This is a genomic window from Paenibacillus montaniterrae (genome assembly GCF_018403185.1).
Lineage (GTDB): Bacteria > Bacillota > Bacilli > Paenibacillales > Paenibacillaceae > Pristimantibacillus > Pristimantibacillus montaniterrae.
In genome coordinates this window covers 257,242-281,338 of record NZ_BOSE01000001.1, presented here as the reverse complement: position 1 = coordinate 281,338, position 24,097 = coordinate 257,242, and the positions used below count along the sequence as shown (strand labels likewise).

At 47.5% G+C, this 24,097-nt stretch carries 22 protein-coding genes; 3 read left to right on the top strand and 19 right to left on the bottom strand.

What is annotated here, in order from left to right:
- Positions 1–70: 70 nt before the first annotated feature.
- Genes KJS52_RS01410 through KJS52_RS01400 form a run of 3 tightly spaced genes read right to left on the bottom strand, consistent with a single transcriptional unit; the run spans position 71 to position 4,205 of the window.
- Positions 71–976, bottom strand: coding sequence for an ABC transporter permease (locus KJS52_RS01410; RefSeq protein WP_213512854.1), 906 nt, complete (start codon positions 974–976; stop codon positions 71–73).
- Positions 973–1,905 (bottom strand): ABC transporter ATP-binding protein, encoded by a 933-nt coding sequence (locus tag KJS52_RS01405; RefSeq protein WP_213513758.1) that lies wholly within the window; start codon positions 1,903–1,905, stop codon positions 973–975. The genes KJS52_RS01410 and KJS52_RS01405 overlap by 4 nt, the downstream gene beginning before the upstream one ends.
- Positions 1,906–1,916: 11 nt before the next feature.
- Positions 1,917–4,205 carry a DUF8725 domain-containing protein gene (locus tag KJS52_RS01400; RefSeq protein WP_213512853.1) on the bottom strand — a complete coding sequence of 763 codons (2,289 nt, stop codon included), beginning with the start codon at positions 4,203–4,205 and terminating at the stop codon, positions 1,917–1,919.
- Between the two features lie 191 nt (positions 4,206–4,396).
- Here KJS52_RS01400 and KJS52_RS01395 point away from each other — a divergent pair, with 191 nt between their 5' ends.
- A complete protein-coding gene (locus KJS52_RS01395; protein WP_213512852.1) occupies positions 4,397–5,617 on the top strand; it encodes an MFS transporter in 1,221 nt (406 codons plus the stop codon).
- Entirely contained in the window at positions 5,595–6,173 is a 579-nt protein-coding gene (locus tag KJS52_RS01390; RefSeq protein ID WP_213512851.1) for an HAD family hydrolase, read from the top strand. Before KJS52_RS01395 ends, KJS52_RS01390 begins: the two co-directional genes overlap by 23 nt.
- On the opposite strand, the gene KJS52_RS01385 is transcribed toward KJS52_RS01390, so the two are convergent.
- Both KJS52_RS01385 and KJS52_RS01380 read right to left on the bottom strand, forming a co-directional pair.
- The gene (locus KJS52_RS01385; RefSeq protein WP_213512850.1) at positions 6,145–7,725 is read right to left on the bottom strand and encodes an ATP-binding cassette domain-containing protein; all 1,581 of its coding nucleotides are present in this window, start codon (positions 7,723–7,725) and stop codon (positions 6,145–6,147) included. The two genes, KJS52_RS01390 and KJS52_RS01385, sit on opposite strands and share 29 nt — an antisense overlap.
- A complete protein-coding gene (locus tag KJS52_RS01380; RefSeq protein WP_213512849.1) occupies positions 7,706–8,566 on the bottom strand; it encodes an energy-coupling factor ABC transporter ATP-binding protein in 861 nt (286 codons plus the stop codon). The genes KJS52_RS01385 and KJS52_RS01380 overlap by 20 nt, the downstream gene beginning before the upstream one ends.
- 93 nt (positions 8,567–8,659) lie before the next feature.
- Here KJS52_RS01380 and KJS52_RS01375 point away from each other — a divergent pair, with 93 nt between their 5' ends.
- Positions 8,660–9,271 carry a biotin transporter BioY gene (locus KJS52_RS01375; RefSeq protein ID WP_213512848.1) on the top strand — a complete coding sequence of 204 codons (612 nt, stop codon included), beginning with the start codon at positions 8,660–8,662 and terminating at the stop codon, positions 9,269–9,271.
- 104 nt (positions 9,272–9,375) lie between these two features.
- Here the strand turns inward: KJS52_RS01375 and KJS52_RS01370 are convergent, their stop codons facing one another.
- From KJS52_RS01370 to KJS52_RS01305, 14 genes are all read right to left on the bottom strand, one after another.
- Positions 9,376–9,891 (bottom strand): YlbF/YmcA family competence regulator, encoded by a 516-nt coding sequence (locus KJS52_RS01370; RefSeq protein WP_246563027.1) that lies wholly within the window; start codon positions 9,889–9,891, stop codon positions 9,376–9,378.
- Between the two features lie 18 nt (positions 9,892–9,909).
- Complete coding sequence (miaB, locus tag KJS52_RS01365; RefSeq protein ID WP_213512847.1) at positions 9,910–11,460, bottom strand: tRNA (N6-isopentenyl adenosine(37)-C2)-methylthiotransferase MiaB; 1,551 nt, start codon at positions 11,458–11,460, stop codon at positions 9,910–9,912.
- A 246-nt stretch (positions 11,461–11,706) separates the two neighbouring features.
- Positions 11,707–13,149, bottom strand: a complete 1,443-nt coding sequence (locus KJS52_RS01360) for a polysaccharide deacetylase family protein (RefSeq protein ID WP_213512846.1) — start codon at positions 13,147–13,149, stop codon at positions 11,707–11,709.
- Positions 13,150–13,328: 179 nt separating this feature from the next.
- Positions 13,329–13,901 carry a phosphate propanoyltransferase gene (pduL, locus tag KJS52_RS01355; RefSeq protein ID WP_213512845.1) on the bottom strand — a complete coding sequence of 191 codons (573 nt, stop codon included), beginning with the start codon at positions 13,899–13,901 and terminating at the stop codon, positions 13,329–13,331.
- 170 nt (positions 13,902–14,071) lie between these two features.
- Positions 14,072–15,019, bottom strand: a complete 948-nt coding sequence (locus KJS52_RS01350) for a dipeptidase (protein ID WP_213512844.1) — start codon at positions 15,017–15,019, stop codon at positions 14,072–14,074.
- Between the two features lie 106 nt (positions 15,020–15,125).
- Positions 15,126–15,386: a stage V sporulation protein S gene (locus KJS52_RS01345; protein WP_025335291.1), complete on the bottom strand. Its 261-nt coding sequence runs from the start codon at positions 15,384–15,386 to the stop codon at positions 15,126–15,128.
- Between the two features lie 189 nt (positions 15,387–15,575).
- Positions 15,576–16,373: a TIGR00282 family metallophosphoesterase gene (locus tag KJS52_RS01340; RefSeq protein ID WP_213512843.1), complete on the bottom strand. Its 798-nt coding sequence runs from the start codon at positions 16,371–16,373 to the stop codon at positions 15,576–15,578.
- Positions 16,374–16,892: 519 nt separating this feature from the next.
- Positions 16,893–18,434, bottom strand: a complete 1,542-nt coding sequence (gene rny / locus KJS52_RS01335; protein WP_213512842.1) for a ribonuclease Y — start codon at positions 18,432–18,434, stop codon at positions 16,893–16,895.
- Between the two features lie 183 nt (positions 18,435–18,617).
- Positions 18,618–19,307: a regulatory protein RecX gene (locus KJS52_RS01330; protein WP_213512841.1), complete on the bottom strand. Its 690-nt coding sequence runs from the start codon at positions 19,305–19,307 to the stop codon at positions 18,618–18,620.
- Between the two features lie 107 nt (positions 19,308–19,414).
- The gene (recA, locus tag KJS52_RS01325) at positions 19,415–20,464 is read right to left on the bottom strand and encodes a recombinase RecA (protein ID WP_213512840.1); all 1,050 of its coding nucleotides are present in this window, start codon (positions 20,462–20,464) and stop codon (positions 19,415–19,417) included.
- Positions 20,465–20,716: 252 nt separating this feature from the next.
- Positions 20,717–21,982, bottom strand: a complete 1,266-nt coding sequence (locus tag KJS52_RS01320) for a competence/damage-inducible protein A (RefSeq protein WP_213512839.1) — start codon at positions 21,980–21,982, stop codon at positions 20,717–20,719.
- A gap of 73 nt (positions 21,983–22,055) precedes the next feature.
- On the bottom strand, positions 22,056–22,631 hold the full coding sequence (gene pgsA / locus KJS52_RS01315) for a CDP-diacylglycerol--glycerol-3-phosphate 3-phosphatidyltransferase (RefSeq protein ID WP_213512838.1): 576 nt from the start codon (positions 22,629–22,631) through the stop codon (positions 22,056–22,058).
- Positions 22,632–22,707: 76 nt separating this feature from the next.
- Positions 22,708–23,196, bottom strand: a complete 489-nt coding sequence (locus tag KJS52_RS01310; protein ID WP_213512837.1) for a YajQ family cyclic di-GMP-binding protein — start codon at positions 23,194–23,196, stop codon at positions 22,708–22,710.
- A gap of 30 nt (positions 23,197–23,226) precedes the next feature.
- Positions 23,227–24,081 carry a helix-turn-helix domain-containing protein gene (locus KJS52_RS01305; RefSeq protein ID WP_213512836.1) on the bottom strand — a complete coding sequence of 285 codons (855 nt, stop codon included), beginning with the start codon at positions 24,079–24,081 and terminating at the stop codon, positions 23,227–23,229.
- Positions 24,082–24,097: the final 16 nt, after the last annotated feature.

Here is a 24,097-nt window from a genome sequence, read left to right as displayed (position 1 = left end):
CTTGCTGCCTGTCCTCTGCACTGTCTATGCCGGATGAACCGGAGCGGATCAGCTCTTTTTCAAAAGGCAATTAGCCTTTCCTTCTTTTAACAGGTCTTAGCTTGCGAATTGCTGCTACAAGCGCCAGCACAAGCATAATCGTGTAAAACAGAACATATTCCAGCCAAAACGGCACATAATCGAAATATCCCTTCGCACCAGAGCTATTGTTAACATTGGCAAGCGATAAATGCCAGTCGCCAGTGTCAAATAAACTAAACATCGCGAAGGCCGGATTAATAGCCAGAAAATGCAAAATCCACGAAAAATCAAGATTCTGACTGGCATTTCCTGAATGGATATAGTTCGTATATCCACTGAAGAACAGCAAGTAAATAATCCCTGTCCCCGCAAACATAAACAGCACCACACCATAGGTTACAATGACCGCCATCATCGTCCGCTTGAATAGCGTCGAGAACAAAATACCAAATGATCCAAACACAAACATGTTAAAAATAAAAAAGGCAAAAACGGACAATAGCTGATCAGGCGATATTCCGCCATACAAGAACACAATCCCGTAAAGCGGCAGCGATGCAAACACAATGAGCAATATAAAACCGATGCTGCTCAACAGCTTGCTGACAATAATCGTAAACGAGGATTGCTGCGTAGTAAGCAGCAAATTCAATGTCTGCTTTTCACGCTCGCTGCTGACGACTCCAGCCGTCAAGCCCGGAGACATAAAAGCGATAAGCCCCAGCTGAGCAAAGGAAAGCACGATAAAGGCTATCCCTGAAAATTCGTTATCGTAGGCGTTGCGCCCTGAACTAATCCCGACAATCGAGAAAATCACGCCTGCAAACAAGCCCATTGCGATCAAATAAGCAAGCAGCGTCCACATAGATCTTGAGGTCCGCATGCGCAGCCGGTATTCCTTATCAATAACCGGATTGAGAAAAAACTGCTTTAATGCTTGAATGGATTTGCTCATTGCTCGGCTCCTCCTCCCCTCGTAATCGCAAGGAAGATATCCTCGAGATCCGTTTGCGCTTCCTGATACGAAATAACCTCAAAGCCAGCCAGCAATATCGCCTTAAGCAGCGCTGCCTGCTCGACGTCCTGCCCGGAGAACTGAACCTCCAGTGTCTGTCCATCAATAAATACGCCCTGCACATGCGGCTGATCGTTAAGAAATAGCTTCAGCTCATCCTGTCTGCTGCTTGTTTTAATGCTGAGCTGGCGCTTGGCCATCAGCTGCTGCTGAATATGGTTAATATTGCCGACAGCAACCATTTCCCCATGCTCGATTACACCAATTTCATCGACCATCTCAGCCAGCTCAGGCAAAATATGCGAGGAAATAATGATCGTTTTGCCCATGCTTTTCAATTCCTTCAAAATTTCCCGCATTTCGATCCGTGCTCGCGGATCCAGCCCTGAAGCAGGCTCGTCAAGAATAAGCAGCTCGGGATCATGCACAAGGCAGCGTGCCAGGCACAAGCGCTGCTTCATACCTCGCGACAAGGAATCTACATAGGCATCGCGCTTATCCGACAAGTTGACCAGCTCCAGCAGCTGTGGAATAAGCTGCTCCCGCTCCTTGCGCGGAATGCCGTAGCTGCCGCCGTAAAAATGCAAATACTCATCTGTTTTCAGCTGATCGTATACACCGAAGAAATCAGGCATGTAGCCAATTTTTTTGCGTACCTCATGCGGCTGCTCTGTAACATCCATGCCATCTACCTTGGCTGTTCCTTCTGACGGCAGCATGAGCGTAGCGAGAATCGACATCGTCGTCGACTTGCCTGCTCCGTTTGGGCCGACAAAACCGAATACCGTTCCTTTTTTTATCGAAAAATCGATGCCCTTCAAGGCGTGAAAGGTGCCGAAGTTTTTTTTCAGACCGTTTATTTCAATCATATATTCCGACATTATTGCACCTCACGATCAAGCAGCAGTACCGGGAAGCTGCCTTCAAAATAATTTTGTCCGCTGTCAAGCTTCACCTGCAGCATATTAAATTCATTCATATACGGCTCCAGCTCAAAGCTTCCGGAAGGAACGTCTTCCCATTGTCCCAGCTCTTCATTGAAAATGCGCAGCGAAGGGGTGAAATTCTGATAATTGTCCAACTGCACCTGACCTGACAACGCCGTGCCGCTTTGGCTCGCTGCGATCGTATACTTAAACAGAATTTCGCCTTGATTGAGCGAGAAGTATGCTTGATCCATTTGTGAATATTCGCCTTGCTCGACGATTACATTCGACGGACTTACAAGATCCTGCTGCAGCAGGCCATCTGTCAACTGGTCAGTAATATTGACAACCCATGCGGTTAGTTCATCGCTTTTGACTGCCTTGTCGTTCACTACATATTTAGCTGTGTCATCATAGCTGAACGCGACTAGCATAGCGGTATCGTTAATATAGCTGCCGCTGTCAAGCAAAGCGGTTTCCCGAGCAAGCTGCTCCCATTCCATGCCCGAGCCTGTTACCAAATCCGAGCTGTAGCTGCCGCCATAGTATTTTGGTTGATTCGTTATAATCGTCAATGCTGGCAATGAATAGGAAACCTCCTCACCTGCCGCCAGAGCGCCAATATAATAGAGTTGGTTATTTGCTGCGAGCGACAAGTGCTCGACATCGACGCCCGTATCATTGCGAATAAGCAAACTAGCCGAACCATCTTGCAATGTTGCGCTTAATGTGCCGTATTGCTCCGCATTGTAAATTTGCTCCTGCAGCACGACGGATTTGGTCGTCCAATATTTATTGTTCGTATAGACAGCCTCTCTGCTTGCCCCGTTATAATAAATGCGCTGCTGCTTGTTCGTATTAACCTCAGCGCTGTTGGAAATGCTTGATTCGCTTAGCCGCGGGTAAGAATGCTCCGGCAGCGCAATATGGACATCCTTGCTGTTCGGGATAAACACCTTGCGTGCCCCGACTTCCTTAACAACCTGATCATCAATCATCGCGACCTTTACACCGTTCATATAAAGCTCAGCTTTATCTCTTGTGCCGACGATTACGATAATTACTGTCGATACTACCGCCATCGTCGGAATGAGCCACCAGGACCATTCACGACGATCCAAACGGCGCAGCACGATATAAAGAATCGGCGCTACGATCAGCGTGTATATGGCAAAAATAACGAGCAGACCGCCAACCTCTGGCGATTTCAAGCGTGGAAAATAGCTGGCACTGTTTTCAAGTGGCCAGTTGTAGTTGGCTTGATAAGCTGCGCCCTGCAGCATAAGCTGCTCGCCAAGGATGCTTTGCAAAAATTCAGTACGGCCATCCCAATTGGAAAATGGCTTCAACCCAAGGTCAAAGGCAGTATAATACACCTTGCCATGCCCGTAATCATTGACCGCAACGATCGGTGTTCCCTGATCCTCTAGCACTATGCGGCCGCGCACAAGCTTGCCATCGATAATTTGCAAAGGCGCGAGCGGCTCTGGACTGCCAATATAACTGGAAAGCAAGTCAGCTCTACTCCAGGTTACGGTCGCTTGTCCTTCCACTGGCACTAGCTCGGCAAAAGCTGCTGCCGTTTGACTATAGCCAGCTCCGCCTCCGACCAGTAATGTCCCGCCGCTTGCTACCCAATCCTTAATCGCCTTTACCTTTTGCTCCGACCACTGCCCAGCGGCAACGTCATTCAAGGCAATAATCGAAAACATCGATAGATCATGGATCGAACCCGCATAAAAATCGTCGCCCAACACAATTGGCGTTGTACTTATTCCGTTATTATTAAAAAAGGCTGTGAAATTGAGCGTGTCGGGATCACTTGCGGCAATGCCGATAACATTTGGAGTAGAAATGCTTTTCCCCTCTAGATAGCGTGTCCCATCGATTTCCACCTGCTCGCCCCGATCAACTCCGCCTTCGTAAAATTGAATCCAGGAGCCTAATTTGGAAAAGCTGCCATCGACCGTCATAACCGCTTCAACTGTGCTGCCCATTGTAATTTCAAGCGGCATAATATGAGCAGCCGCCACTCCGCTGGAATCCCTAATATTCAGCACAAGCTCGCCCTTCAAGTCGCGATTCAGATTATTGCTTAGCGTAAACGTAACAGGTACGCTTTTCCCAGGCAAATAAGTGCCGTTATAGCCTACCTCCGTCTGCACATGAAGCTTGTCGGCCGCTTTCTCTCCTTCAGCTGTCGCATAAGCTGACGGGCCTGGTAAAATCAACAATAATGCCAAACAGCTTGTAATGATCCCGCTTAGCAGCTTCCTTTTCTTATCATAGCGCACATTATGACCCCTTCCACTCTCTATTCTGTTTATTCCATTATAACGTTTAAAATCTGACAAAAGTTGCAGCTTTTTCACATTGCAGAAAGCGCGTGACATCGCTCCAAACATTTAGTACATTAAATTGAGGAGATGATCAAATGAAACTGGCACAATCTCAAGCTGCGCAGCGCGGCTTGTTCGTAGTTGTAACGATTATGTACTGGATTTCCATGTACATCTATGTTCCTATTCTATCACCTTATTTATCCAGCTTAAACTATTCTTTGAAATTTGTCGGCATTGTGCTTGCCAGCTACGGCTTTATTCAGCTGCTGTTTCGCTTTCCGATCGGCATCTTATCCGATACATTAGGCAAGCGCAAGCCGTTTATTATTGTCGGCATGATCAGCACTACGTTAAGCTGCTTGCTGTTTCTTATACCCAATTTATGGGTGTGGCCTTTGCTCGGACGTGCTGTCGCAGGCATCTGCGCTTCGACCTGGGTAGCTTTTACAGTCATGTACGCAAGTCAATTTTCCGACCGTGAAATTCCGAAGGCGATGGGGCAAATCAGCCTGCTTACTGTAGTCGGGCAAATGATCGGGATGCTGCTGTCCGGCTGGCTGACTGATTTGGCAGGCTCCGCAGCGCCATTTATCGGGGGAGCGGTCATCGGCTTGATCGGCTTGCTGCTGGCGCTGTTTTTACATGAACCGCGCTCCGGCATTAAGCGCGAGCACGGCATGTCTCCGCAGCTAATCGGGGAAGTTATTCGCACTGGACCTTTGCTGCGGGCAAGCTGGCTGTCGATTCTCGCGCATGGCGTGCTGTTTATTACGATGTTTGGCTTTACGCCATTGAAAGCAACTGAGCTTGGCGCTTCCGGAACAGAGCTGACGCTGCTCGTATTCTGCTTTATGCTGCCGCATGCGCTGGCGGCGATCGTCGTCAACAAATGGTTTATTCCAACGCTTGGCGCCCAACGGACAATTCTGCTTGCATTTGTTGTAAGCAGCCTCTGTACGCTCGGCCTGATTGTTGTGCCAAGCTTGCCATGGATGTATGCAACGCAAGCGCTGAACGGCTTTGCGCAAGGGCTGCATTTGCCGCTCTTCCTCAGCCTTGCGATTATGGATGTCAAGCCGCAAATGAAAGCTACAGCAATGGGCTTATACCAGGCTATCTATGCAATTGGAATGTTCAGCGGTCCATTTATTGCCGGCTACCTGAACAAAGCGTACAGCATCGACTACGGCTTTGCCTTGGGCGGCGTGCTTGCGATAATTGCCGCTGGCTTCGTTCTGTATTGGATGTACCGGGAAAAATCAGCTTCATTGGAGAAAGGAAGAAGCAAGCATGAACAAAACGCTGGTGCTTGATGCAGGTGGGGTGCTGGCTACAAATCTGTCACCCGGTCTATGGCAGCAGCTAAGTGACATAGGCCAATGCGAGCAGCAGGCACTCTATGCCGCATATAAGCAGGAAATTAGTGATGACCTGTGGCGCGGCGCATGTACGGAGCAGCAGTGGTGGGAGTGGCTATCGGCGCGCGGCATCCGATTAAGCGACGAGCAAAGAGCAACCCTGATCGCTGGGCAGCTTCGCCCGCTGCCAGCCTTAAACAAGCTGAAAGCTTGGTCAGCAGGCTGCAAGCTTGTCATTATGAGCAATCATCGTTCGGAATGGCTGCTGCCACTGCTTGAGCCGCTGCTTTCCAGCCTGCATGCGGTGCATATTTCAGATCAGGCAGGTCTGCGCAAGCCTGATCCGCTTTGGTTTGAGCAAATCGACAACACGCTTGAGCGGCCTGCAGATATTGTGTTTGTCGATGACAGCCGTAAAAATTTACAAGCAGCTGAACGCTATGGCTGGCGCACGCTGCTTGCAGATGAGCAAGGACTATGGATTAAAATGATCGATGAATGGCTAAATTGATTAACGCCAAGCCGAGCATAAACAACAACAGCAAGGAATCCTGCCGCTGCCAGTGCACTCGTGCATGAAGCAGCGGCTTTTCTTTTATCCAGTCGTATCCTCTAAGCTCAAGGCTGGTCGCAAGCTGATCTGACAGCTTGAGCATGCTTCTGACGTAAGCAAGCATTAGGGCATAAAGCATTTGCCATGAAAGCAGACCTGTCTGCTTGTACCTTGTTCGACACAGCGATTGCAGCTGCTGCCAGCGCTTCGATAACATCGGCACAATGCGAAAAATTAACGATACGAGCAGCGCATAGCTGTCTAGGGACAGCTTCAGCTTGCGCAGCGGCGCAAAGCTTTGCTGCAAGGCGCGCTGCAGGCGAAATGGTGTCATAAGCGACAGCAGCGGCAAGCCTAATACGATAATGACGAGCAGCGACAGCATGCGCTGGGCAATTTGCAATGCTGGCTCCGCATGAAAAGCAAGCGGAGCCAATGACAAGCCCCCGACTACAGCAAAAATAGCGGAAATAAAGACAAAGCCGAGCACGATGCCAAGCCAATTGGCGGAGCTTCTGCGCAGCAAGACCGCTGTCGAGAGCGCCAACACGCCATACAGCGCAAGTGCATACCAGCTATTCCACAGCAGCAAGCTTGCCGAGCAAAGCAACATGCTAAGCATAAGCGAGCGCGGATCGAACAAGCTGGGCAGGCGGCTAATCCGTTCATGCCGGCGATGCGGATCAGTGTGCTGCTGCTTCGCGCTGGCGGTACGATGAAGCTCCCACGGCTGCAGCAGCTGCTCATCTGCTTGCTGCAGCAGCAGTGCAAACCTCGCTTCATCGGAGCTGATTGCCCCTGCTTCTGCTGCATGCAGGCCGCCCTCATCGAGCAGCACATTTTCGTCGATTAACGGCATTAGCTCCTCCAGCTGATGGCTGACTATAATTGTACCTTGACCTGCCTGCTTTCTTTGCGCCAAACTTTCCAGCACAAGCTGCTTACCCGCTTGATCCAGCCCGGCAAACGGCTCGTCCAGCAGCAGCCATTCCGCCTGCAAGCTAAAGCTGATTGCCAGAGCGAGACGCTTCTGCTGCCCTACACTCAAGCTTTGCAGCTCCCGCTCATGCAGGCTCGGCGTAATGCCATAGCGCTCAAGCGCCTGCTCCAGCCGCATCTGCAGACTGCCGTCTGCAGCACTGTATTGCTGCAGCGTCAGCTTAAGCTCTTGTACAATCGTTCCGCCAAACCACATATCCTCAATATGCTGCGGCACATACTGGATTTGCATAAGCGCTGCTTTATTCCACTTCAGCTTGCCGCGCCAATTTTTGCTGGCAAGCGGCAATTCGCCAATGCGAACGATGCCTTGAGCAACCGGCTCGATGCCCGCCAGCCTTTGCAGCAGCGTTGATTTGCCTGCTCCGTTATGCCCTTGAATGAGATAGCTGTGCCCTGCAAGAAAATGATAGCTCAGCCTCGTATTGCTCTCGGGCAGCAGCAAAGCATCAACGAGCTCAAGCCGCCCTGCTTCGCCGTCTGCTGCGGCTTTAATACGCTGCGACTGCATGCTGCTTCACCACCTTCGCCAGGCTGTAAGGGTTAAACTGCAGCTGTTCCGCTGCTAGCCCAAGCTCATAGCTCTTATGCACACTCCACGGAGTTGGCAAGCCAAGCTGAGCGGCTTTGGAGCCTGCTTCTTCTCCGCAGTAACGGTAAAGCTCTGCTGCCGACCCTTGATAGACCATCTCGAGCTCGCTCATGACCCATACAGTGTCGCTGGCCTCCAGCTCATCGAGCTGCTGTGTAATCCAGATCACGGCAATGCCCTGCTCCGCGGCAAGCTTGCGAATCATCTCACATACTCGCCATTTGTTTGTCTCTGAAAGCATCGAAGTAATTTCATCCAAAATAATGCATCGCGTTTCCATTAACAGCGCTCCGGTAAAAGCAACGAGCTGACGCTCGCCGCCAGACAGCTGATCGATCGGCACATGCTTGAGCTCCCGCAGCTGCAGCGCGGCAAGCAGCTCATCAATGCGAGCTTCGAGCTGTTCAGGCTCAACCCGCCTGCCATATTGCTCATAGCTGATCACTAAATCCTCATATGCGCTTGCTCCAAGCAAGTAATCGGAGGTCATTTGCGTTACAATTGGAAATATGTCTGCGGACTGGCGCATCTCCTGCCCTGTTATCTCCAGTCCGGAGCGCTGCAGCCCGCTAATTATACGTCCTAATGTGCTTTTACCCGAGCCGTTGCGACCAACGAGCGTAATCCATTCACCCTCGTGAACCGCGCAAGTAAAAGGCTGCAATAGCTGATGCTGGTCGTAGCTGCGGATCGCCACTAACTGCTCAGCAGCATAAATTTTTGTCGTTGTTGGAATAAAAATATAAATCGCCCTCTTCACAAGCTAATGATAATATGCTAAACTCCGTATTGTTAACTCGAATTAAATTATAAATGGTTAACAATGAAATAGCAATATGGAAGGATGGATGGAATGAAAGCAATTCCAATACGTACATTAGTGTATACGGCACTGTGCAGCGCAATATTTATCGTATTTTCTGCTATTCAATTGAAGTTTGCCTTCTCGCCGGTGCCGATTACGCTGCAAACGATGGCTGTTATTATTGCTGGCATGCTGCTCAAGCCTAGAGCGGCCTTTCTCAGCATTGCCATCGTAGTTGTGCTCGGACTGCTTGGACTGCCTGTGTTTGGCGGTAAGAGCGGGATCGCTCATATTATGGGGCCAACTGGAGGGTTTATTTTATACTTCCCGTTTGGTGCAATGTTGATCAGCCTTTGCATTCAAGCGCTTGAAGCAAAGCTGCCTCAGCGTTCATTGAAAAAGCACGCGATGTATTTGCTCGTATTTCTGGCATTAAGCTCCTGGCTGGCGTATGTTGTTGGTGTACCGTGGTTTATGGCCTCGCTTGGCAATGTTTCGCTTGCTAAAGCGCTCGCGCTTGCCTGCTACCCATATGTAACCGGAGATGTATTGAAATCAGTGCTGGCCTTGCTCATCTTCTTTGCACTACATAAGCCGATTATGCAGCTTCGCGGTCAGCAAGCGAGCAGACGCAAGCCGGCATCAGAGCTCCACATGTAAGGCTGCCCACACAAATCGCAATAACTAAAAAGCATCAACTCAAGCGTGGCGGAAGCTGATTATACCGCCAGCGAATGAGTTGATGCTTTTATTTCATTGTGCCGTTAGTCGAGGCAGTCGTCCGTTTCTTCCTTAAGCGCGTCTTCCAAATTAATTTTATCGGTTAATGTATCGCGCACGATCGTAATAACGAGCTGCAGCAAATAGTTGATATCGGCCTGGCTTTGCTGAAACTCTGTAACGACTGGAATGCTGTCCAGCTCGTCCTGCAGCTCATTCATTTCTGCTTCAATCTTTTTCACCATTTCCGGGTTGTTGAACGTTTTCTCGAAAGCAACCGCTTCTTTTTGCTTCTTCTTAATCGCTGCAATTAGCTGCTGCACTCGCTCATGCTTATTAATTTTTTCTTCAGCACGGCGATAATGTGCAACCTCCTCCGACTGAGCTAGCATATCCGCCAGCTCCCTAGCCTTCGCTTGAATGTCTTCCTTCACGCGTAAATCTACAATAGTATGTGATTTTACCTGTGCATGAATTCCGCTATGGCTGCAAGCAGCACCAGCAGCCTCGCCTCCATGCTGAAATAGCTTGGCATCTATCGATTGTTGCGGCATGTTCATCCGTATTCGCTCCTATTATTAGTTTGTCATTAACGTACTTTCAATCGGCTCGGCTTTAATATAAAAGCTTTGGGCTACCGTTACTTTCGCGTGGATCAGCTTGCCGATCCACTCCGCTGGCCCTTCAATATGAACAAGCTTATTGGAACGTGTACGACCAGACAATACTTTGTCATTGTTTTTACTTACACCTTCAATTAAAACCTCAATCTCTTGGCCGAGCAGAGCTTCGTTCTTTTGTCTGGAAATGTTGGCAAGCAGCTCATTCAAGCGGTACAAGCGCTGCTTCTTCACTTCCGCAGGAACATCATCCTCCATAACTGCTGCTGGTGTACCAGCACGCGGAGAATAGATGAAGCTAAAGGCAAAATCGAAGCCAACCTCCTTCACGAGGCTGTATGTTTCTTCAAATTGCTCCTCCGTCTCGCCAGGGAAGCCAACAATAATGTCAGTCGTCAGCACTGCATTCGGAATCGCTGCTTTAATTTTTCTGACCAGCTCCAAATACTGCTCGCGATTGTATTTGCGGCTCATTCGCTTCAAAATCGTCGAGCTGCCGGACTGCACTGGCAAATGGATATGCTCGACCAGATTTCCGCCTTTGGCAAGCACCTCGATCAAATGATCGTCAAAATCACGAGGATGGCTCGTCGTAAAGCGAATGCGCGGAATATCTATTTTGGAAATATCGTCCATCAAATGGCCGAAGCGATAATCAATATCCTCAAAATCTTTGCCGTAAGCATTTACGTTTTGCCCAAGCAGTGTCACTTCCTGATAGCCTTCTCTTGCCAACTGGCGCACCTCGGCAATGACATCCTCAGGACGGCGGCTGCGCTCCTTGCCGCGCGTATAAGGCACGATGCAGTATGTGCAAAACTTGTCGCAGCCGTACATGATGTTAACCCATGCCCGCATGCCGTCGCGTTTTTTCGGCATGTTTTCAATGATGTCGCCTTCCTTGGACCAAACCTCAACGACGAGCTCCTTGCTGTAGTACGCATCGTGCAGCAGCTGCGGCAAGCGGTGTATATTGTGCGTGCCGAATATAAGATCGACGAAGCCGTGGCGCTGCAGCAAGCGGTTGACGACTGTCTCCTCCTGAGACATGCAGCCGCAAACCCCGAGAATGAGATCGGGCTTTTCAAGCTTTAAGCCTTTAAGATGGCCAAGCTCGCCAAATACCTTCTCCTCTGCGTTTTCACGAATCGCGCATGTATTTAGCAGAATAACGTCCGCTTCCTTGCGATCTGTCGTTGCAGTATAGCCCATCTCCTCGAACATGCCCTTCATAACCTCGGTGTCATGCTCATTCATTTGACAGCCATACGTATAGATCAGATAATGTCTGCCGCGACCGAATTGCTTCATCTCTTCCGGAATTGAAAAGTCGTAATGCACCTGCACGTCCTGCTTGCCCCGCTTTTTCTCTTCACGATGGTCTGGCGCAGCATTGATCTGGATATTGCGTCCTTTAATGCGATATGTCTTTTTGCCGTCTTCCTCACTAATCAACTTTGCATCGGAGAAGTCAAAGTATTTGGAGTAATCTTTCGTTTCCTTTGACATATATATCCACTTCCCTTTAATTATCGTTTCTATTTATGCACTTTTTCCATACTGATAGTCTCAATGTACCATTATATCATACATTAGTAGCTGCATACAGTATAGACCCTAAAATGAACAAAAGGGTGATCCAGAAGTCAGTGAACCTGACAGTTCTGAATCACCCTATCGCTCGCTTCGGAAAGAAATGCCCTCCAGCCGCTTCAGGAGCTGCCGAGCAGTCCTCCCGAGCAATCGGCCAGCAGCCTATTGCTTCTGTGCATCCTCAACCATTTTGCTCATTGGCACGAAGGTATAGCCGCGTGCGCGCACTTCCTCGATAATTTGCGGCAATGCTTCAACTGTATGAATATCATCCAGCATATGAATCAAAATAATGCTGCCATTTTGCACATTGTCAAGCACCGTTTGCAAAATATCGTGGGCGTCATTCGTATTATCCCAGTCCTTCGTTGTCAAATCATAATCGGCAATCGTCGTATAGCCGGTTGCCGCGACGGTACGAGCCGAGCGCTCATCAAAAGCTCCAGTCGGCGGACGGAACAGCTTGAGCGGCGGCTGCTGCAGCGCTTCGGTTAAAATTTGATGCGCTTTTACAACCTCCTCCTGCAGCTCTTCATCGCTAATCGTCGTAATGACCGGATGCGAATACGTATGGTTAGCTACCTCAAAGCCCGCTTCCAAAATCGAGCGAGCCAAGCTAGGATTGCGCTCCGCACCGTTAACACGAACAAAGAAGGTAGCTGGAACGTCATATTCCGTAAGGATGTCAATGATTTGGGTAACGGTATAGTCGGTTCCCCAGTCGTCGATTGTCAACGAAACCTCGTTGATAGAGCGATCACCATTTTCCACGACGGTATAGGTCGTATCCGCAGTGGCAGGGTTGATTTTCGCAAAATCTCCGCCTTCAATTTCATCAAACGGTTTATATTCCAGCTCATCCTGCATGACAGCAGACACCGTAGCAAGCTCATAGCCGACCTCGCTAACCGCCTCATGCACCAGGGCAAGCAGCTCATCAATGCGTGAATTGCGCTCCAAATCGATGCATACAATGCCGCCGCGGGTAATAAAGATGCGAAGATCCTTGGCGGAAGTGAACTGCTCGTCCAAATCGCTATCCTTTAAAAACAGACTGTAGCCGATGACCGCATCATAGCCTGAATATGCTGCAGCGAGGCCAAGCATTTCATTCGGCTCAGACGTAACCGCACGCACATATTGCAGCTCATGCTCCAAAGCTTGCTCAATCGTTTGCTTGCCAAGCTGCATCGTTTGAGCCATTTCCTGATACGTGCTGTCATTATAGTTATGGCGCTTCAAGCCCAAGCTTTGCACCTCGTGACCGCGCTTTTCAATTTCCTTCAGCAGCTCCGGCTCCTCAGCTGCTCGCATTCCAGTAACAAAAAATGTAGCCTTTGCCTGATAGCGATCCAGCTCATCAAGCACCTGCTTAAGCTTGTCTTTATCTGGCAGCCCCTCAAAGCTTAATGCCATTTTGCGAGCTGTCGTATATACATGTTTGACGACGCGGCTAGGTTCACCTTCATATTGTGTCAAATTGCCATGCTGTTCATTTGCTGTGCTTTCCTTGTAGCGATCAGTGATCGGCGGCGCAGAATTTGTCGAACTGCAGCCTGCCAACAGGATCAGCACAAGCAAAGTGGCTAGTCCTTTTCGCTTCATCGTTGCTTCTTCCTCCCATATAGTTGCTCGTTTAACACTATCATCTGTATGTAATGATACTAATTGGGACTAACAAAAAACTGAACGAGCAAAAATCCTCTTTGCGATAAATGTCCATAGCATTCATCACATAAGAGGATTTTATTCCAGCATAAGTTCAATTGTGTCTTAGGACATGCCTAATCTATAATTTCAGCCGTATCTCCGTTGTTCACACCTGCTGCGTTCGCTTCATCGGTATCGATATGCATATCGAGCGCAAAATCTGGCGAAACACGAGCGATTACATTTTCGAATATAACGCCGCGCTCGCCGCCTACACGTACACGCAGCTTTTGTTTATCGGCAATTCCCCATTTTTCCGCATCGGAGGTATGAAAATGAATGTGGCGGGCTGCTATAATAACGCCTTCTTCAATCGTTACCTCGCCAGCTGGGCCTTGTATTGTAATGCCAGCTGATCCCGCAATATCTCCTGATTCACGCACAGGCGCTTTAACGCCAAGCGCAAATGAATCTGTACGAGATACTTCAAGCTGAGTCGCCTTGCGTGCAGGGCCTAAAATTCTAACTTTTGGAAAAGATCCCTTCGGACCTACAACGGCTACAGTTTCATTGGCTGCATATTGACCAGGTTGAGATAATGGTTTGAATTCTGTTAGTTGGTAGCCTTTACCAAACAACACTTCTACATGCTCCTGGGATAGATGAATATGTCTTGCTGATACGCCTACAGGTATTTTTTTCTCCATTTCTCTTTACACTCCAATATTAGGTTCTCTCTTTCGCACCGATGCACGAAAGGCATATGATCTATTTCATACGCCTTAATCATACCACTGTTTGAAAGTTGAGAACAAGCAATCATGAAAATAAGCATAAAATTTTCAAAAATGAGCTGGGGCGTGTTTTCAGACACGCCCTAACGCCGCGGATTCAAATTCCGCAGCAAAAATTGGTAGGCATTGCGCCACATAATTTTCTCAACAAGCTCCCGGCTATAGTATTGCAGCAGCAATTGCTCGAGCCCGTTCACATCTCGTGGAGAGCTTAATCCTTCAATATGTTGGTCGATTCCGTCAAAGTCGGAGCCAAGCATAATGTGATTTTCCGCACCCAATGACAGCATATGCTCGATATGCTTTAACAAATCTGTCACATTTGCCTGCTTACCTTCTACGACAAACCACGGCACATAGGTTATGCCGATTAGCCCCTGCTTCTGCACAAGCGCTATAATTTGCTCATCAGTTAAATTGCGGGGGTGATTGCATATCGCTTTTGCATTGGAATGCGAAGCAATGACAGGCTTGCTGCTAATTTTTACGACATCCCAGAAGCTTTTTTCTGACAAATGAGAAACATCAATTGTAATTCCCAGCTTATTGCACTGACGCACAAAATCTTTGCCGAGACTCGACAACCCTGCACCGCTAGCTTCCAATACTCCGTCCGCTGCCCAATTCATAGCATTCCAGGTTAGTCCGGCAAAGCGTACGCCTAGCCGGTAGAGCAAGGAGGTTAAAAACAGATGTCCCTGCAGCCCATCAACGCCTTCCAGCGACAAAATAGCGCCGACCTTGTTCGTCGCCTTGCAGCGCTCAACATCAATCGCAGAGTCGACTACGATCATATTGGGGTGATTGGCAATCCGCTCATAAAAAATTTCTATGCTTTTCATAATGGTAATCAGATCCTTTGGGTGATCCGACGGGATATACACTGCAAACACTTGAATCATATAGTCGGCATCAAGCAACGACTGCAATGTGACATCCAGCCTTGAGGAAAAATCCTCCTTATGAAAATCCAAATCATGCTCAACGAGCAGCTTGCTAATGACATCACAATGAAAATCGATTTTTCGCAATGCGTCTCCCTCCTTTATTTCAAGCAAAATAACCTGTTTACCCTGAAGTAAACAGGCCAATGTTATTATAGAAATCGTCTATGCCAATTCACCTTGACGAGCTTCATTATCTAGGTTCAACGATAAGCTTAATCGCCGTACGATCTTCTCCATCAATAACAATATCAGTGAATGCAGGAATACAAATCAAATCTACTCCGCTCGGTGCAACAAATCCACGGGCTATTGCAACTGCTTTGATCGCCTGATTCAAAGCCCCTGCGCCAATAGCTTGCAGTTCAGCTGCGCCACGTTCTCTTAGTACGCCTGCTAATGCCCCTGCTACTGAATTCGGATTAGATTTGGCTGAAACTTTTAATACATCCATGTTAAGAACCTCCCCTGGAATGTTTGATGGACTTTACTTTAATATAACTATTCGTGAAATCGAGAAAGATTCCTGCACAGCGAATTTTAATAATTGCAATTATTCTGAATTTTGCATAGACACAACTTCCTGCTTGAGCTTCCGCAAGCTAGAGCTATGACTTACGGGGATCATATAACAAATGGCTGCTTATTGCATAAGCAGCCATGATTCTTCCGTTAATCTTATTTTCTCCAGCTTATTGGCACGCCCGCTTTTGCTGTCCAAGTCGGCAACAACGGCGTGAAAATGCCATTTTCCTTCATCTACTACAAATCTTGACGGCATTCCTGTTAGAAAACGGTGCAGCACTGCGTCCTTTTGCATGCCAAGCACGCCTTCCTTGGAGCCAACCATCCCGACATCTGTAATAAATGCTGTCCCTCCAGGCAAAATCGTATCATCATTCGTCTGTACATGCGTATGTGTGCCTACAACAACCGACGCCTTGCCATCCAAGTGCCAGCCCATGGCAATTTTTTCAGAGGTAACCTCGGCATGAAAATCGACTAAAATATGAGGCGTTGCTTTGCGTGCCTCTTCAATTAGACGATCAGCCGTCGTAAACGGGCAGTCGATCGGTGGAAGATAAGTTCTGCCTTGTATATTGATAATCGCCAGCTTCTTGCCATTAGCCGAAATAATCGCCAAGCCCTTGCCTGGCGCGGAATGATGAAAATTAGCTGGACGCACAATACGAGGCTCATCATCCATCCACTCAAAAATATTTTTATTGTCCCAGGTATGATTGCCCATCGTAATGCCGTGAATGCCCCAATCATAAAAATCGTTAGCAATCGTGCGCGTAATGCCTCGCCCAGCTGCCGCATTTTCACCATTAGCGATAATAATATCGGGATTATACTTCGCCTTTAACGCAGGCAACACCTGCTTAACCGCATCCCTGCCCACACTCCCCACAATATCGCCTATAAACAATACCTTCATTGCAACCATCCTTTATATTATATCCAATCTTCGCCATCAACCAAGCTACGAAGCGACGCATCGTCATCAAAGTCGGAATTTTGAACTACCACTTTAAATAAAAGTTCAAAATTTCGGCTTTCAGGACCAAGAAGATTGGATGAAGCTAGAAATTACGGAGCGCAGCGTAGATTCCTGCTACGTGAGCACCGTAAATTTCGGCTGAATTCAAGCTTCGCCGTCGACTAAGCTACAAAGCAACGCATCGTCATCAAAGTCGGAATTTTGAACTATCACTTTAAATAAAAGTTCGAAATTTCGTCTTTCAGGACCAAGAAGATTGGACGCTAGTAGAAAACGAGGAGCGCAGCGTAGGCACTAGCTACGTGAGCACCGCAGTTTTCGCTAGCGTTCAAGCTTCGCCGTCGACTAAGCTACGAAGCAACGCATCGTCATCAAAGTCGGAATTTCGAACTACCTCTATAAGGCTAAAAATAGAGAAGTGGCTGTTTAATATCAGCCACTCCCCTATGAGCATTCTTACTTAGCATATTCCACGGCACGCGTTTCACGAATGACCGTTACTTTAATATGTCCTGGATAATCTAGCTCGCTTTCAATTTTCTTCGTAATGTCACGAGCAAGACGGAATGCTTCTGTGTCATCAATTTTGTCAGGTTGAACCATTACACGAACCTCGCGACCAGCCTGGATCGCATAAGATTTCTCAACACCATCAAATGATTCTGTAATCGCTTCAAGCTTTTCCAAACGCTTAATGTACGTCTCCAATGTTTCGCGACGCGCACCAGGTCTGGCAGCCGACAATGCATCGGCAGCGCCAACAAGCATTGCAATAACGGATGTTGCTTCTGTATCACCATGATGTGATGCGATACTATTAATGACTACTGGATGCTCTTTATATTTCTTAGCTAGCTCAACACCAATTTCCACGTGTGAGCCTTCCACCTCGTGATCAAGTGCCTTACCAATATCGTGAAGCAGACCTGAACGTCTTGCCAGCACTACATCCTCGCCTAGCTCAGCAGCCATTAGGCCCGTCAAGTAAGCAACCTCCATTGAATGCTTAAGCACATTCTGACCATAGCTTGTACGATATTTCAAGCGACCAAGAATTTTGATTAAATCTGGATGTAAACCATGTACACCTACTTCAAAAGTGGCCTGCTCTCCATATTCACGTACACGATCATCAATTTCCTTGCGTGACTTTTCAACCATCTCTTCAATTCTCGCAGGATGAATACGTCCATCCGCAACAAGCTTCTCTAGTGAAGTACGTGCAATTTCACGTCGGATTGGATCAAAGCCAGACAATATGACCGCTTCCGGTGTATCGTCGATAATTAGATCGATACCGGTCAATGTTTCCAGTGCACGGATATTCCGACCTTCACGTCCGATAATACGTCCCTTCATTTCTTCATTTGGAAGCGTTACAACCGATACCGTTGTTTCCGCTACATGATCAGCCGCACAGCGCTGAATCGCAAGTGAAATAATGTTACGAGCCTTTTTATCAGCTTCTTCCTTCGCTTGCTGCTCAATATCTTTAATCATTTGAGCAGTCTCATGACGCACCTCTTGTTCCACATTCGACAAAATAATCGATCTTGCATCTTCCATTGTCAAGTTGGAAATACGTTCTAATTCACTGAGCTGTTGCTTGTAGAGCGAATCGATTTGTTGCTGTGTTTCCTCAATTCGTTTCTCCTTGCTGGCTACAGACTCTTCTTTGCGTTCTAGTGTTTCTAACTTTTTATCAAGCGATTCTTCTTTTTGAAGCAATCGTCTTTCTAAACGTTGTGTTTCGTTACGACGCTCACGAATGTCCTTTTCAGCTTCGGTACGCAGTCTGTGGACTTCGTCTTTCGCCTCAAGTACGGTTTCTTTCTTCAAAGCATCTGCTTCCTTCTTCGCGTTTTCAACGATTTGAAGAGCTGCCTGCTCTGCACTAGAAATTTTCGCCTCGGCAATCGACTTTCGTATCATGTAACCAATCCCAAAGAAAATTGCGCCAACAAGGATACAGATGAGGACCCAGATTCCCTCATTCATCTCGTTCACCTCCTTGTTGCATACACCAAGGCATTGCTTGGGATGTTATTTGGTTTTTAACCGGTTTCCATACCGTCTCAATTACGCCATTTGACGAAAAATAAAACATTTTGCATCAATTCTTGGAAGTAAAATTGAAACAAAATTTTTAGGAATACTCCTTCATTTTATCTGTTCGCAAAATCAATTGTCAAGCAATTCCCTATTTATATCCACTTCTAACCTATTTATATCCTCTTTTTCTAGCATTTGCATAACTTTTCGGCATATAGCTCCCGAATATCCTCGTCTCATAAGAAATTGCAGCAATTTTCGACTATTTTCAGCGGGCTCTCCGTGCAAGCTTCGCATTTTTTTGCTTGCTGCCTCGTAAGCAGCCTCCACTTCTTCATCCTCATCGAGCTGGGCGAGCGTTTGTTCAATGATGCGACTGGAAATGCCCTGTCCTTTCAGCTCCTGAGCGATTCGCAACCTTCCCTTGCCTTGTTTGCCAATCCGCGAGCGCACGTAGCTGCTGGCATATTCGCGATCATCGACGTACCCTTCTTCCTTTAAGCGAGCAATCGCCTCAGCGATATGCGGCTCGCTGAACTGCTGCCGTCTCAAATGCAGTGCAAGCTGGTAGCTGCTGCGGGCTCGTGTGCCAAGATAGCGAATGCCTTTTATATATGCCATATATTTTGCATTCTCTTCTCTAATTTCGTCAATTAATGAAGAAGTTAAACCTCGCCCTTTCGTTAATTGATAGGAAATAAATATATCTTCATGTACGACAAGCGGCTCGGGAAGCGCTTCAACATATACGCTGTACATTTTTCCTTGCCTGCGATCAACCTTAATTGAAGAAATAACCTTTTCTGCATTCTCATCCATTATCCAGCAACCTCACTCCTCGTAATAAGCCCATTATGTTCTCATCTATACAAATAATCGCCGTTCCTGTTAAAGAACGGCGATTCATATGGTTCGTTTAAGGAAGCTTAAAATAATTCTTCCAAATCCTCTTCTTCACTGTCATCATCCGTAAACTTCGTCTGAAGCGCAGCACTCATATCATAGGAAGAACGAATTTGATTTTCAATCGTTAACGCTATTTCCGTATGATCCTTCAAAAATTGCTTGGCATTCTCGCGTCCTTGTCCCAAGCGCTCACCGCCGAACGAGAACCAGGCGCCGCTTTTTTGCACGATGTCCATTTCGACACCGATATCAATAATGCTGCCTTCTCTGGAGATGCCTTCTCCGTACATAATATCAATCTCAGCCTGCTTGAATGGAGGCGCCATTTTGTTTTTTACAACTTTAATGCGCGTACGGTTACCAACCATATCATTGCCTTGCTTCAATGTTTCAACGCGGCGAACATCCAGACGCACGCTGGAGTAGAACTTGAGCGCTCGTCCACCAGGCGTCGTTTCCGGGTTGCCGAACATAACGCCAACCTTTTCACGAAGCTGGTTAATAAAAATCGCAATCGTTTTTGATTTGGAAATTGCGCCTGAAAGCTTGCGCAATGCTTGAGACATCAAACGAGCCTGCAAGCCAACGTGAGAGTCTCCCATATCGCCTTCGATCTCAGCCTTAGGCACAAGCGCCGCAACCGAGTCGATAACGACGATGTCTACTGCACCGCTGCGTACAAGCGCCTCAGCGATCTCCAGCGCCTGTTCACCAGTATCCGGCTGTGATAACAGGAGCTCATCAATATTGACGCCCAGCTTGCTCGCGTAAAGCGGATCAAGCGCATGCTCCGCATCGATGAAAGCAGCTTGTCCGCCTGCTTTTTGCACCTCGGCAATCGCATGCAGGGCAACGGTCGTTTTACCTGACGATTCAGGACCATAAACTTCAATAATACGGCCGCGCGGATAGCCGCCTATTCCTAGCGCAATATCAAGAGCAAGCGAACCACTGGAAATGGTTTCAACTTGCATATGTGTTGATTCACCCAATTTCATAATAGAGCCTTTACCAAATTGCTTTTCAATTTGACGAAGCGCATTGTCTAATGCTGCACGACGATCACTCACGAAATTCACATCCTTCAATGATTATATTAGTATCATACCTTACTTCTCAGTTCTTGCCAACACTTTTTTCGAACACACATTCGTATTTTTTCGAACGATCACCCTCCGTCACTTTAGAAGATCTATTTTAAACAAAAAAACCGTGGCATAGACTAAGTCTCGCCACGGTTCTTCCATGTAGCCATATTATAGCGTAAATTGCTGCAATGTACAATTCCCTGTTGCTGTCCGCACCGTTTCCCGAATACTTGCTCAGCTGAGCTCGACACCATGGGCTTTAATCGCCTGCCATAGGCGGAACTGCAAGCTTTTTACTGCTCTAAGCTGAATGGAGGCGCGATCCCCGGTCAGCTTCAGCTCAAACACCTCGGTCGGCTTGCCCCTCTCTGCCAGGCCAATAAATACTTGGCCTACCGGCTTGCCCTCGCTTGTTCCCGGGCCAGCTACGCCTGTGATCGACACGCCAAAGGTAGAATCAAGCAGCTCGCGCACATTTTCCGCCATTAGCTTGGCCGTTGAGCTGCTAATCGCTCCCGGTGCGCCTTCTCCTTCAAGCTGAGACATCGGGATGCCAAGCAGCTTGTGCTTCATCTGGTTCGTATAGGTGACAACTCCGCCTACAAAGCAGGAGGAGCCTGTCGGAACCTGCGTAATCAATTGCGCAAACAGTCCGCCGCTGCAGCTCTCGGCAGAAGCAAGCGTAAAGTTTTTGCTTTGCAGCATGCGAATAATTTGCCGCTCAATCGGAATATCCTCTTCAGCATACAAATGCTCGCCTACAATGCCCTTGATTTGCGCGATCGTCGCATTCAGCTTGATTGCCGCTTCCTCCTCGCTGCCCGCTTTGGTGGAAACACGCAACGACACCTCGCCTTCCTTGGCATAAGGAGCAATCGTCGGGTCGCTTTGTCCATCAATAAGCGGCAGCAGCTTCGCCTCAAGGTTCGACTCGCCTATGCCTGCGAATTTCAGCAGTCTGGAATATAGAGGCTTTTCCTGCCCCAGCGCATCGCGCAGCCAGGCAACAACCGGCCCATTGAGCATAGTATTCATTTCCTTTGGCGGCCCCGGCAGCAGTATATAGTAGGTTCCATTTTCGAACAGCGCGTTGCCGACCGCAAGCCCCGCTTCATTAACTAGCGGCGCTGCTTCTTCAATGGAATGAGCCTGACGGATGTTGCTCTGCACCATCTCGACGCCGCGGCCTTCAAACAACGCTTTTATTTTTATCATGGAAGGCTCGTCTATAACGAGCTGACGGCCTAAATAAGCGGCGAGAACATCCTTCGTAATATCATCCTGCGTCGGGCCTAGACCGCCTGTAAAAATGAGCAGGTTGGCGCGTGAGCGGGCTATATTGATTGCTTGCTCGATACGAGCAGCGTTATCGCCTACCACCGTTTGAAAATAAACGTCTATGCCAAGCTCAGCCAGCTTCAATGAAATATCTCGCGCATTGGAATTTACAATTTGACCAAGCAGCATTTCGGTCCCTACCGCTATAATTTCAGCCTTCATAAATGCACCCCTTAAAATGATAGATGAAAAGTCAAGGATGCACGCTCCCTGGCAGCAGAGAGCGTGCATCCTATTATTCTACAGGTATTAAAGATTTATTTTTAACAAAGTAATCAATGCCCGAATATAGCGTAATAATTGCCGCTACCCAGGAAATGATAAGATCGAATGGCAGATGAATGAGCTCGAACGGAAAATTGTTGAGCAAAATTACAATAATCATTGTAATCTGCGTTGCTGTTTTCCACTTGCCCCATTGGCTTGCAGCTACTACCTTGCCTTCAAGCAGCGCAATTTGACGCAAGCCCGTTACCGCAAATTCCCGAGAGATAATGACTATCGCGACAAGCGCGCTCAGCTTATCCATCTCCACCAAGGCAATTAGCACCGAAGCAACAAGCAGCTTATCAGCTAATGGATCAAGCAGCTTGCCTAAATTCGTTACCAGCTGATTTTTCCGGGCTATGTAGCCATCCAGCCCATCCGTGCTTGCTGCAATAATAAAGATCAGGACAGCAATAATTTGCGCGTATGATATGTTCATATCAGAAATGGCAAGTGAGCCTAAATCAAATCGAACGAGTAAGAAAAATAAAATGACAGGCACTAAAAAAATTCTAGCTATCGTAATTTTGTTAGCTAAATTCAACGTTTTCCCTCCATTAATGTTCATCCGCATTCAAACCGCCTGCTCAGAACCCTATCGCTCAGTATGCTATTATTATCTATCTAAAATTGATGAATTGCAAATCTATGTCAATCTTCGCATTGCGCAGCAGCTGGATTACCGACTGCAAATCATCCTTGTTTTTGCCGGATACGCGCAGCTGATCGCCTTGAATTTGGCTTTTCACTTTAAGCTTCGAATCCTTGATCGCCGTATTGATTTTTTTCGCAATATCCTGCTCAATGCCCTGGCGAATTTTTATTTTTTGTCTTACCGTACCGCCAGAAGCAGCCTCTATTTTGCCATAATCCAAATTTTTCGTCGGGACATTGCGCTTGACCATTTTGCCAAGCAGCACATCAATAACCGCCTTCAGCTTGTAATCGTCATCGCTTGCAATCGTCAGCTCATCCTTATCAAGCGAGATTTGCGTTTTGCTGCCTTTAAAATCAAAGCGCGTCGCGATTTCACGCTCCGCTTGCGTAACAGCATTGCTCAGCTCCTGCAAATCCACCTTGGAAACAATATCAAATGAATATTCGCTCATCGTTCATTCTCCTTTCAAACAAAACGACAGCTATTCTGCTGTCGTGTCTGTCCCTTGCATCTGAAGTAAAATTCGTTTGCTGCCTTTATTGTTATCGCCATCCTCAATAACAACGTTATCCAGCCTTACTTCCAAATTAGCCGGTCGACCAAGCACCAAATAGACATCGCCCTTTACATTAAACGTTTCTTCCTCACCGTCTTTAATGTTGGCGTAATACAATCTCGTACCATTCTTCCCGTTATCATATATTTCAAGCCAGCTTGCATCACCGCTATTTGTAACCTTCAACTCATAGCTTTCCTTGACTGGTGAAACAGAAAACAGATCGTCCTTGCCGCTTTTTTCAACAAAAGTCAATGTGACAGGCGGTGGCGGAGTAGGAGATGGCGTCGGTGTTGGCGTTGCTTGATCAGGTGATGGCGTTGGGGTTGCGACACTTTCACTATTGTCTGTAATCGCCGTAGAATCCGTTTCCTTGGGAGGCTTGCTCTCGGTATTCACATTATAATAATAGATGACAAGAATGACGAGCAGCAAAAAGCCCCATAGCAAAACCGTAAAACCAATTTTTCCAAAGCGTTCCGATCTGGCCGAGCGCATCCTGCGCGGCTTGCGCGCGGGCAATGTTTCAGTGACAGGCATATCCGGCTCAGGCACCTCAACCTGGTAGTGCTTCAGTACTTCATCAGCATCGAGTCCAACAAATTCTGCGTAGTTTTTTATAAAAGCCCTTATATAAAACTTGCCTGGCAAAACATCAAAATCGCCTTCTTCCAGAGCTTCCAAGTACCGTTTTCTTATTTTGGTTTGTTCTTGCACCTCATCCAGTGAAAATCCTTTTTCTTCTCGAGCTTTTTTTAGCAAAGCACCTAGCTCTGACACAGGATTACCTCCTTTT